Here is an 11,195-nt window from a genome sequence, read left to right on the forward strand (position 1 = left end):
CGCGCAGGTAGTGGCTTCCAATGACGCTCCGCAGCTCGCCCACCCGGTCGTTGTAGAGGGCCTCCAGCGCCTCACCCACCTGGCGGTGCAGCTCCCGGCGGCGCGACGCGAGCAGGCTCTGGTAGGCCATGTCCTGCGTGAGCGCGTGCTTGAACATGAACTCGAGCTCGGGGTCCCTCGTCCGCTCGCGGATGATGTCCTCACGCTCCAGGTGCCCCAGGTCGGCGTCCACGCCCGCCGTGTGCCGGGCCAGGTGCATGAGCACGCGGTAGGAGAAGGTCCGCCCGATGACCGAGGCCTGCTGCGCCAGCCACTTCGTCTCCACCGGCAGCCGGTCCAACCGGGCCATCAACACACCCTGGAGCGTGTCCGGCACCTTGAGCGTCTGCAGCAGGGGCGTCACGGCCCAGCCCCCTTCGCCACGCACCAGCGCGCCGCGCTCGATGAGCGAGCGCAGCAGCTCCTCGACGAAGAACGGGTTGCCCTCCGCCCGGCTGGAGATGAGCGAGCGCACTGCCTCCGGCAGCGTGGTGAGGGAGAGGAGCTGTTCGATCATCTCCGCGCTGTGCGCCACGGAGAGCGGCCCGAGCACACGGGGGACATACCGCTCCGCGTGGTGGGCCTTCAGGTACGCGAGCAGATCCGCGGGGGTGCCCTCGAGCTGGGGGCGGAGCGTGCACACCACGAGCAGCCGGGTGCGGGTGGTGACCGCGAAGAGGTGCTCGAGCAGCTCGATCGAGCTGGTGTCGGCCCAGTGCGCGTCCTCGACGATGAGCACCGTGGGGCGCCGCTCGGCGAGCCGGAGGTAGTACCGCTCGACGAGCGAGAAGAGCTTCTGGCGCAGGCTCTGGGCCGGCAGGCTGGAGAGGACGGCCTCTTCCTGCCGCGAGGCCCGCATGCCGAGCAGGTGGGTGAAGATGGCCTGGGCCTCGGCATCTCCAGGGAAGATGTGCTCCAGGGTCTCATGGAGCTGCGCGCGGGCCTCGGTGTCGGAGTGCTCGCCCGAGATGTCGGCCTTGCGGCGGAGCATGTCGAGGAAGGGGCCGAACGAGACCGAGCTGGTATGGGCGAAGCAGCGGCCCTCCAGCCAGCGCACGCTCTCGCCGAGCCGCAGCCGCCACTCCGCCAGCAGCCGCGACTTGCCGATGCCCGCCTCGCCCACCAGGGTGATGATGCCGCCCTGGCCCTCGTCCAGCCGGCGCGTGGCGTCCATCAGGGTGGTGAGCTCGTCCTGCCTGCCCACGAAGGCCTGGGACAGCTCGTGCAGGCCGCGCGTCTTGGCGGGCAGCAGCCGGGCGCGCACCAACTCCTGGACGGGGAGCGGCTCGCGCCGGCCCTTGAGGACGAGCGGCTCCAGGGCGGTGAAGTCGAAGGAGGCGTGCGTCAGGCGCCAGGTGTCCTGGCTGACGAAGATCTGCCCGGAGCGGGCGGCGTCCCGGAGGCTGGCCGCGGTGCTCACGGTGTCACCCGTGCCCGTGTACGCCATGCGCAGATCCGCGCCGACGTTGTTGGCGATGACCTCGCCCGTGTTGATGCCGATGTGCAGCGACAGGGGCTGCTCCAGCCGCGTGCTCCAGCGGCGGTTGAGCTCCTCGATGCGCTCGCGCATGGCGAGCGCCACGCGCAGGGCCCGCTCCGCGTCATCCTCGTGGACGATGGGCGCTCCGAAGACGGCCATCACCGTGTCCCCCACGAATTTGTCGATGTAGCCCTCGTACTGGTAGATGGCCTCGGCGAGCTCGTGGAGCGCGTCGCTCACCAGCGTCGTCAGCTCCTGGGACTCCAGCTCCTCTTCCAGGGCGGTGAAGCCCGACAGGTGGGCGAAGAGCACGGTGACACGTCGGCGCTCCCCCTCCAGGTGCCCCTGCACCCGCATCTTCTCGGCCAGCTCGCGCGGGATGTAGCGCCGCAGGTGCTCCAGGTGCTCTCCGGCGGAGATCGCCGGGAACTTCCCGCTCTGCCTGCCCTTGCGCTGACGCTGCTCCTCCAGCTTCGCCCGCAGCGCCGACAACGTCACGTCCACCACGGCGTCGCCGAGCGTCGGCCGCAGGCGCTCCTGCGTGGCGATGGCCGACTCGATTCTCTGGATCTCCTCATCCACCTTCGACATGCGCCCCTGTCTCCACGCTCCGTCACGGGCCGGGCCCGCGACCAAAGACAGGCAAGTCGAGTGGCCCCTCCAAGTCAATGTGGGTGAAATACTTCACTTGCAGTGGATTATTTCACCGAGGAAGGGGGCTCAAGCGGGCTTCTGGAGCAGCTCCAGGGCGGCGGTGAGGACGGGGGTGTAGTCAGTGAAGCCCTCGGGCCGCTGCCGGCCGGGGAGGACGACGGAGCCGGTGTTGCCCACCGCGCCGAAGCACGCTCCCGGGGCGTCGAAGTAGCCGCCCCTGTAGGCATCCTGGAGGAGCTGGGCCTGCTGCTCGGGGTTCATCGTGCGCCAGGGCTTCCCGGCGCGCAGGGCCTTCACGTAGTCGTAGCCGTCGCCGAAGCCCTGGGCCCAGAGCGCCTCGGCGATGTAGCCCCAGCCCTGGTGCTGGTACTGCCAGACGTGGGTGGCCTCGTGGACGAGCAGGGACAGGTTCTGCCCGCGGGAGATGGCGGTGAAGCCCTGGTCGGGCAGGTTCAGCACGTTGCCCAGCACGAAGGCCCGGGCGCCGTTGAGCCGCGCGATGAAGTGGGACAGGCGCACCAGTCGCACGGGCCCGTAGGAGAGGCCCTCGGCGAACACCTTGCGCAGCACCCGTACCTCCAGGTCCGTGAGCGCGCGTCTATCGGTGCTCGCGGCGGCGGCCTCGGGGTTTCCCGAAGCGCCCACCATCCGCAGCTCTCCAGCCTGCTGCTCCCGTGCCTCGGAGGACTCCTGCTGGGGACGGGGTGAATCGCGGCCTGCCATGACGAGGCTCCTCTCGTTGACTCGCAACGCAGAGGATAGCTCAGCTCAGCTCTCCAGGGAGGCGCGGAGGAACCAGGCGTGCTTCTCGAACTCGGTGATGATGCCGGTGAAGAGGTCCGCCGTGTCCATGTCGGTGTGCTTCTCGGCCAGGGCGCGGCTCTCGCGCAGGCCGGTGAGGTAGGACTCGATGCGATCGGCCAGCAGGCGCACGTGCTCCAGGTCCTTCGTCGTGTCCTGCGGGTAGTCCGGCAGACGGCTCGTCTTGGCCACGTGCCGGGTGGTGCCGTAGGCCCTGCCGCCCAGCGTCACCGCGCGCTCGGCCACCGAGTCGTTGTGGTTGGCGAGGCTCACCGCGAAGGTCTCGAAGAGCGGGTGGAGCGCGGCGAACTGCGCCCCCTTGATGTTCCAGTGGGCGACCTTGATCTGACTGTGCAGGTCCAGACCGTCCGCCAGCCGCTCGTTGAGGGTGACGCAGAGGGCGGAGCGGGTCTGCTCGGGAAGCGGGCTCGGGCTGCGGTACATGCTTCGGTCCTTTCGCGTGTCGTTCTGAAGGTGAGATGCGCCAGGCCGGAAAATGACGCGCCCCCCGGCGTTGCCACCGGAGGGCGTGTCTGATGTCAACGAGAAGCGGGAAGCCTACGACTCCAGGCCCACCGCCGCGGCGTGAAGAACCGACGCGATGCGGATGGCGTCGTGCACCTGATCCTCCGACATACCGCCCTCGAGGACGGTCCGCTCGTGGGACTGCACGCACGTCTCACAGCCGTTGATGGCACTCACCGCCAGGCAGACGAGCTCGAAGTCCACCTTGTTGGTGAGCACCTGCATCATCCGGTTCATCCGAAGGCTGGGCCGCTTGGTGGCGTAGGCCTCCTTCTCCACCATGTGGCGGAACCGGTAATAGATGTTGTTCATCGCCATCAGCGAGGCCGCGGCGCGCGCGTCCTCGATGACCGCCTCGGCGGTGTTGCCGAGGGCCTCGCGGGCCTCGTGGAGGATGGCCTGCTTCAGCCGCTCGTTGCGAGCCGCGAAGGCGCACCCCACGGCCACACCCCAGCGCTGCTCGGGGTTGAGGCTCTCCACCTGGAGGACGGACTGGAGATTGAGGCGGGTGTCCTTGTGGGCATCCGCCAGCTCACCCCGGATGTCTTCGAGCGTCGGCATGGCGTCCTACCCCGCCTTCGCCAGCTTCTTGGTGAGCGTCTCCTCGCCCTTCTGCCAGTTGCAGGGGCAGAGCTCGTCGGTCTGGAACGCGTCCAGGGTGCGCAGGGTCTCGCCCACGTTGCGGCCCACCGACAGGTCGTTCACCGACACGTGCCGGATGATGCCCTGGGGGTCCACGATGAAGGTCGCGCGCAGCGCCACGCCCGCGTCCTTGTGCAGCACGCCCAGGCCCTCGCTCAGCTCGCGCTTGATGTCGGCCAGCATGGGGAAGGGCAGGTTCTTCAGGTCCGGGTGGTGGGTGCGCCACGCGTGGTGCACGTACTCGCTGTCGGTGCTCACGCCGAGCACCTGCGCGCCACGGTCCTGGAAGTCCTTCTCGCGCTTGCCGAACTCGGCGATCTCGGTCGGGCAGATGAAGGTGAAGTCCTTCGGCCAGAAGAAGAGCACCAGCCACTTACCCTGGTAGGTGTCCTGGGTGATCTGCTTGAACTCCTTGCCCTTCTCCAGGCTCACGACGCCCGTGACATTGAACGCGGGGATCTTGTCGCCAACGGTCAGCATTGATTCGACTCCTTGGGGTTAGGGCCTGCCCGCAGGCAGACCAGACAGGGTTGCTTCGCGTACTACTTGGAGCAGCGTCCGTGCCAGGGAAACATCACCTGTGATTCCAGAGGGTTGACTCCTCCCCACTCCCCGGGCGGCGCTGGGGATTCGGTGCATACCGAAATATCGGTGTCCGGCGCCACTGACATTTCGGTGTCACTCCGGTTATCTAAACAGACGCATGGCGGACGACATCGTTTCTGTGACGCGGGCCGAATTGCGGCGGGAGGCCCGGGACCTGATCGAGCTGGCGACCTCGGAAGAGGCCGTGGGGGAGCTGCTGCGCCGGGGGCTGGACTGGCTCCATCAGGTGGCGCGCTTCGACCTGGCCACCATCTTCTTGTTGCGAGAAGGAAAGCTGGTGTCGGTGGCGGCGCGGGGGCCGCTGGCCACGGAGAAGGTGCGGCGCCACGAGCTGCGGCTGGCGGACTTCCCCTCGCTGCGCCAGACGCTGGAGACGCGCCGGGCCCGGGCCTTCACCGAGGAGGAGCACGCGCACGGGGACGGGGACCCATTCGACGGGGTGTTGGATCTGCCGCCGGGGCACTCGTGCATGGTGGTGCCCCTGTGCGCGGGGGAGAGCTGCTACGGGCTGCTGACGCTGGACCGGTCCGAGTGCGAGACGTATCCGCGGGCGGTGGTGGAGCTGGTGGAGGTGTACGGGCAGATGCTCGCCACGGCGCTCCAGCAGGCCGAGCAGAAGAGCACCTTCGAGCGGCTGCACCGACGGGAGCATGAGCACGCGCGGTTGCTGGAGTCGCAGCTGGGCGGGGACGACGTGGGGGTGCTGGAGACGTCGCGCGGCCCGGCGGTGCGCGAGCTGGCGCGGCGGGCGCGGCAGGTGGCGGAGACGGACACCCCGGTGCTGCTGCTGGGGGAGACGGGCACGGGCAAGGAGCGGCTGGCGCGGGCGGTGCACCGCTGGAGCCCGCGGGCCGAGGGCCCCTTCGTGACGCTCAACTGCGCGGCCATTCCCGCGGGGTTGCTGGAGAGCGAGCTCTTCGGCCACGTGAAGGGGGCCTTCACGGGTGCCACGAGGGACAGGGCCGGGCGCTTCCAGATGGCGCACGGGGGCACGCTCTTCCTGGACGAGGTGGGCGAGCTGCCGGTGGAGCTCCAGGCCAAGCTGCTCCGGGCCCTCCAGGAGAAGACCTTCGAGCCGGTGGGGAGCGACCGGACGGTGCGCGCGGACGTGCGCATCCTCGCGGCCACGCACGTGGACCTCCAGCAGGCCATCGCCCAGCGGCGCTTCCGGGAGGACCTGTACTACCGGCTGAGCGTCTTCCCGCTCCGGCTGCTCCCGCTGCGCGAGCGGCTGGAGGACCTGCCCCAGTTGTGCGCCGTCCTCCTGGAGGAGCAGGCGAAACGCACCGGGCGGCGGGGGATGAAGGTGACGCCGGAGGGGCTCGCGCGGCTGGCGGCGTACGACTGGCCGGGCAACATCCGCGAGCTGGCCAACGCGCTGGAGCGGGCCACCATCCTGTCGCGCAAGTCGGAGCTGGGCTCGGAGGCGTTCGACCTGCCCATCCGCGTGCCGGGGATGAAGGACCCGGTGACGGCTCCGCCGCTGGTCGAGGGCGCGGTGCCCACGCTGGAGGAGGTGCAGCGCCAGCACATCCTCCGCGTGCTCTCGCTGACGCAGGGCCGCATCTACGGCCCGGGGGGCGCGGCGGCGTTGTTGGGTCTCAAACCCTCCACGCTCCAGAGCCGGATGAAGAAGCTGGGTATCGCCCGCTTGGAGCAGTACGTCGCGAGGAGCACTCCTCAGGAGGAATCATGAACGACCCGCAGCAGCCCCCTGGCGCCCCCCCGAGCGCGCCGAAGCCCGCCGCCTCGCGCACGCCCGTGCTCGTGGCCGTTGTCGCCACCGTCGCGGTGCTCCTCCTGGGCCTTGGCGCCTGGTTCATGTTCGGCGGTAAGAAGGAGGAGACGGCCGCCGCCCCGGCCACGCCTCCCGCCCAGCCCGTGGCCGCGGCTCCCTCCACGACCGAGGCACCCGAGACTCCCTCCGTGCCCCTGCCGCCCCTGGGCCAGAGCGACGCCCGCGTGCGCGAGCTGGTGGGCCCGCTGTCCTCCGCGCCCGAGCTGCGCAAGTGGCTCGATTCCACCGAGGACCTCGTCCGGCGCTTCGCCACTTCCGTCAGCAACATCGCCGAGGGCGAGAGCCCCCGCGCCGCGCTGTCCTTCATGGCGCCTCCAGGCGCCTTCCAGGTCGTCGAGCGCGACGGCCGTACCGTCATCTCCCCCGAGAGCTTCGCCCGCTACGACGTCGTGGCGCGCGTCCTCACCTCGCTCGACACCCAGGCCAGCGCGCGGGCGTACAAGGTGCTCCGGCCGCTCATCAACGAGGCCTACAAGGAGATCAGCCGCCCGGGCCAGGGCTTCGACCAGACGCTCGCGCGGGCCATCCAGAAGATGCTCGACACGCCGGTGCCCGAGGGCGAGCTCGCGGTGGAGGACACGCCGGGGGTGAACTACGTCTACGCGGCACCGGAGCTGGAGCAGCTCAGCGCCGCGCAGAAGCACCTGCTGCGCATGGGACCGGCCAACGCCCGCGCCGTCCAGACGAAGCTGCGCGAACTCCAGGGCGCGCTCGCGCTGCCCTCCGCCAGTCGCTGAGGTGGCCTTACCGGCCCTGGGGCGCGGCCATGTAGAAGCGGAAGCGCGTCACGGGCCGGTAGCCCATGCGGCGGTACACCGGCAGCCCCGCCGGAGTGGCGTGCAGCACCGTCCGCTCGAGGCCCCAGGCTCGCCGGGCCTCGTCCAACCCGTGGCGCATGACGGCCTCGGCGCAGCCGAGCTGCCGGTGCGCGGGGAGGGTGGCCACCATGGCGACGTAGGCCACGTCATCCACCCGGATGACGGCCGCGCTGCTGGCGGCCTCGTCCTGGCGGAAGCCGATGTAGCCCTTGCTGTCGCCCGAGAAGAGCGCCGGCACGTCGAAGGCCTCGCGCCCCACCGCGAGCGGCATGTCGTAGCAGCGGGCGTTGAGGTCGGCGAGGTGGCACCGCCCCGCCGAGTCCGTCGCGTGGCGGATGTCGAGCGTCGGCGGGGGCCGCATGGGCGGGGCGAGCCGCTCGGCCACCATGCCGGTGGCCACCATGGACAGCTTCAGGCCGTGGCGGGCCAACACCTCCTCGGCCCGCTCCAGCGGCCGGGGCGCCACCCAGTCCTCACACAGGGCGAGCATCCAGCCGCGCCCCTTGGGGACGAAGTAGCGGGCCGCGGCGACGGCGGCCTTCTCCAGGGCCTCCTCCGTCTCCACGGGGGAGGGGAGGAAGGCCGCGTTCATCATCGACCAGGTGACGTTGCTCGACGCGATGCAGACTTCGGGCAGGTCGAGCACTTCACCGGCCTGGCTGCCCTGGGCGAAGAAGCGCCAGGCGCCATGGAACTGGGTATTGGATTCGTGGATTTCGTCGGTGGACATGGGGCTCAGCGAGAGCCCGCATTATTGGAGCCCTTCTCTCCAAAGGCCAGCGTGGTGGGGGCGCTGGAGCCATAGAGCATCTGGTAGGCCGCGGCACTGCCGAGCACGCGCTTGACGTACAGGCGCGTCTCCTCCACCGGAATCTGCTCCACCCACTCGTCCAGCTCGGCGTCGGGGAAGCGCGACAGCCAGCGATCCACCGCTCCGGGGCCGGCGTTGTAGCTGGCCACCGCGTAGGCCGGGTTGCCCGCGAAGCGCCGCTGGAGGCTGCCCAGGTACGCCGAGCCCAGGCGGATGTTCTCCTGGGGCTCCAGCAGCGCGGACGGCGTGGCCAGGGGCCGGTTGAGCTGCTGGGCCACCGCGAAGGCCGTGGCCGGCATGAGCTGCGCCAGTCCCAGGGCGCCCGTGGGCGAGCGCGCCGAGGGGTTGAAGGCGCTCTCCTCGCGGATGAGGGCCTGCATCAGGTCCGGGTTCACCCGCGCCGCGCGGCTGTGCTGCACCACCAGGTTGCGGAAGGAGTGCGGGTAGGCCGCCGCGTAGATGAGGCGCGTCTCGGCCTCGGTGGGCGCGGCGATCCCCTCGCGCCGCAGGGCCCAGGCGATGGAGCGCGCGTAGCCCTCGAAGCCCGAGGAGTGGAGGATGTGGAAGAGCAGCCGGATGGACTCCTCGCTGCGGCCCTTGCGGTTCACCGCGAGCAGCTCCGCCGGGGCCTCGCGGTGCTCCAGCCGCATCAGCTCGATGCCGGTGACGAAGTGCGGATCCTGCGCGAGGTTGCCCGCGTCCAGGGGCCAGACCTCGGTGGGACCGCCGGAGACCTTCAGCCGGGCGGCGACGGCGCGGGCCCGATCCGGGGCCTCGTGCGTCAGGCGCGAGCGCGCCATCAGCCCGTACCACGTGGCCGCGCCCTCGGCCGCCACCCGCTCCATGAGGGCGTGGGCCTCCTCGGCACGGCCCTGCTTCAGCAGCATGCGCGAGCGCCAGTAGCGGGCCCGCTGCACCGACTCGTGCGTGGAGCCCCGGCCCTGGAGCGCCTCGATGCGGGCGAGCGCCTCGAGCGCCGCGTCGTTCTGGCCCTCGGCGCGGTACACCCAGAAGCGCTGGAAGAGGGCCTCGGCCGCGAAGTTGCTCTCCGGGTAGTGGGCGATGAGCCGATCCAGGTACCCCATGGCCGCCGCGGCTTCCCCACGCTCCAGCGACTTGTGGGCCGCGTAGAAGAGCGCGTCATCCGCGTACGCGTGCTGCGGGTAGTCCTGCGCGAGCTTCAGGTAGGTGCCGATGGAGGCCTCCGGCTCCACCACCGACTCCGAGTAGCCCAGCACGTAGAGGGCGCGCGGACGGAGCGCGGCGTCCTGGCAGTTGTCGACGACGGGCCGCAGCGCGCGGATGGCCAGCGCGTGCTTGCGCTCCTTGCGATACGCCGTGCCGTAGGCGAACTGCGCGCGGCAGGTGAGCGGATCCGGCAGCGGCTCCAGCTTCGGCAGGAGCTTCTCCAGCATGTCCTGGGCTTCACGGTTGTGGTGCAGGGAGAGCAGCGTCTCGGCGCGCGCCACCTTCCACTTGGGCACGTAGGGCAAGTCCCTCAGCCCCTTCACGGCCACCGGAGCCTGCTTGGAGAAGGGGTGCAGCGCCCAGACGGCGAGGTGGGCGCGGTGCTCGCCATTGTAGTCGGCCTGGTAGCGCGCCAGCCGGGCGATGGTCAGCCATGCCTCGGCCTGCACGGAGCTGTTGGGATTGGGCGTGGCCTGCTGGACGAGCGGGGTGAGCGCCGTCAGCGCCCCGGCGTAGTCCTGCTTCTTCTTCTCGAGCAGGCGCGCCATGGAGAAGCGCGCCTCCTCATAGCGCCGCGCGTCGGCAGACACGGCGTCGTAGTGGTGGATGGCCTCGGTCCACTTGCGCACCTTCTCGTAGGCGCGCCCCGCCTCGAAGTGGGAGAAGTCGCGCAGGGGCGGATGGGCCTCCGCCAGCGACGCGAACTCCTCGGCGGCCAGGAGCGCCTGGCCCAGGCGCAGCGCGCTCATCGCCCGGAGGTAGCGCACCGGGGGCGTGGCGTCCTGCGTCTCCAGGAGCTGCAGCGCGACACGGTAGCGGCCCCGGTCATACGCGGCCTTGGCCTTCGCGAGCTCACCCTCCTTGAAGTAGGAGGTGAGATCCGCGCGCTCGAACTTGCGCACCCAGCGGCGCTCGCCCGGGGCCACCGGCTCCGAGGGCCCGATGGTGAACTCGGGCGGTGCTTCCTCGTCACTGTCCAACGAGGAGTCCAACTGGTGCCGGGAGGAAGCGCTCTCGGCGAGGTTGGAGATTTGTCCGGCCGGCGGGGCCTGCGGCTTCTGCTCGGCCCAGGCGGGCGCCACCCAGAGGGCGGCCACCAGCGGCCAGGAGACGAGCGGGCCCGTCGACCGCAGGATGCCTCGGAGTGTCGCGTGTTCCTGTCCCACAACCATCCCCCTTGTTTCGACACACGCGATTCGCGTGAGGGGGTAGAGCTAGGAATGGCTGGCAGGCACCGGGAGTGTGGGAGCGTGGCGCTATCCGCGCGTGCGTTGTCTCGTGCACGGCATACATGTCAGCGGAGAGCAGGCGGGCGAGCGGCTTCGGTTGGGTTCCGTGCGGCTCGCGCGATTTGAGAAAGCGCGAAACTCAGCGCGCGGGCGCGAGCGTCACCTCGGTGGCGCTGGAGCCCTCGGGCCAGCGGCCGAGCTGGAGCCGCCGCCCCGGCACGTCGCACAGCTCCAACCGCCGGCCGCCCGGGTGGCGGAAGTAGAGCGAGCGCGGGGCGCGGAAGGACTCGGGCATGGCCGGAGCCTCCGAGGGCTTCAGCAGGCGCACCACCCGCCACGAGCGCACCACCGGCTTCTCGCGCAAGTGGTGGTGGACGGACACCCGCACCTGGTCCACCCCCTCCATCGTCCACTCCAGCGCGAGCTGAGTGCCCCCCAGCCGCTTCTCGTCGAGCAGTGGGAAGGCGCGGCCGCCCCTGTAGGCCACGGCGTCCACCTTCGCGCCGCGCAGGTCCTCGAGGAAGCCGAGCTCCAGCCGGCGTGCGTCCCGGGGCACCCGGAAGTCATACGCCATGCGGCCCGGGTGCACCCTGTCGGCGCCGAG

At 70.6% G+C, this 11,195-nt stretch carries 10 protein-coding genes; 2 read left to right on the plus strand and 8 right to left on the minus strand.

The genetic code is table 11. From position 1 onward, the window contains the following. The 5 genes from VF794_RS06645 to VF794_RS06665 form a co-directional block, all read right to left on the minus strand. Positions 1–2,110, minus strand: a 2,110-nt coding sequence (locus tag VF794_RS06645; RefSeq protein ID WP_331108340.1) for an ATP-binding protein, incomplete at its 3' end; no start/stop codon positions are given. A gap of 129 nt (positions 2,111–2,239) precedes the next feature. Then, complete coding sequence (locus VF794_RS06650; RefSeq protein ID WP_331108341.1) at positions 2,240–2,896, minus strand: hypothetical protein; 657 nt, start codon at positions 2,894–2,896, stop codon at positions 2,240–2,242. Between the two features lie 45 nt (positions 2,897–2,941). Beyond that, positions 2,942–3,418, minus strand: coding sequence for a DNA starvation/stationary phase protection protein Dps (gene dps, locus VF794_RS06655; protein WP_331108342.1), 477 nt, complete (start codon positions 3,416–3,418; stop codon positions 2,942–2,944). A gap of 114 nt (positions 3,419–3,532) precedes the next feature. After that, entirely contained in the window at positions 3,533–4,060 is a 528-nt protein-coding gene (locus tag VF794_RS06660; protein WP_331108343.1) for a carboxymuconolactone decarboxylase family protein, read from the minus strand. Between the two features lie 6 nt (positions 4,061–4,066). Then, complete coding sequence (locus VF794_RS06665; RefSeq protein WP_331108344.1) at positions 4,067–4,621, minus strand: peroxiredoxin; 555 nt, start codon at positions 4,619–4,621, stop codon at positions 4,067–4,069. 223 nt (positions 4,622–4,844) lie between these two features. On the opposite strand from VF794_RS06665, the gene VF794_RS06670 reads away from it, so the two are divergent. Together VF794_RS06670 and VF794_RS06675 are read left to right on the plus strand one after the other, a co-directional pair. Further along, positions 4,845–6,443, plus strand: a complete 1,599-nt coding sequence (locus VF794_RS06670; protein ID WP_331108345.1) for a sigma 54-interacting transcriptional regulator — start codon at positions 4,845–4,847, stop codon at positions 6,441–6,443. After that, positions 6,440–7,282 carry a DUF3014 domain-containing protein gene (locus VF794_RS06675; protein ID WP_331108346.1) on the plus strand — a complete coding sequence of 281 codons (843 nt, stop codon included), beginning with the start codon at positions 6,440–6,442 and terminating at the stop codon, positions 7,280–7,282. The genes VF794_RS06670 and VF794_RS06675 overlap by 4 nt, the downstream gene beginning before the upstream one ends. A 7-nt stretch (positions 7,283–7,289) precedes the next feature. Here VF794_RS06675 and VF794_RS06680 read toward each other — a convergent pair whose 3' ends face one another. From VF794_RS06680 to VF794_RS06690, 3 genes are all read right to left on the minus strand, one after another. Further along, the gene (locus VF794_RS06680; RefSeq protein WP_331108347.1) at positions 7,290–8,093 is read right to left on the minus strand and encodes a GNAT family N-acetyltransferase; all 804 of its coding nucleotides are present in this window, start codon (positions 8,091–8,093) and stop codon (positions 7,290–7,292) included. A gap of 5 nt (positions 8,094–8,098) precedes the next feature. Then, entirely contained in the window at positions 8,099–10,528 is a 2,430-nt protein-coding gene (locus VF794_RS06685) for a transglycosylase SLT domain-containing protein (RefSeq protein ID WP_331108348.1), read from the minus strand. Between the two features lie 202 nt (positions 10,529–10,730). Further along, positions 10,731–11,195: hypothetical protein (locus VF794_RS06690; RefSeq protein WP_331108349.1), on the minus strand; the 465-nt coding region annotated here is incomplete at its 5' end.

This window comes from Archangium sp. (assembly GCF_036389735.1).
Classification (GTDB): Bacteria; Myxococcota; Myxococcia; order Myxococcales; family Myxococcaceae; genus Archangium.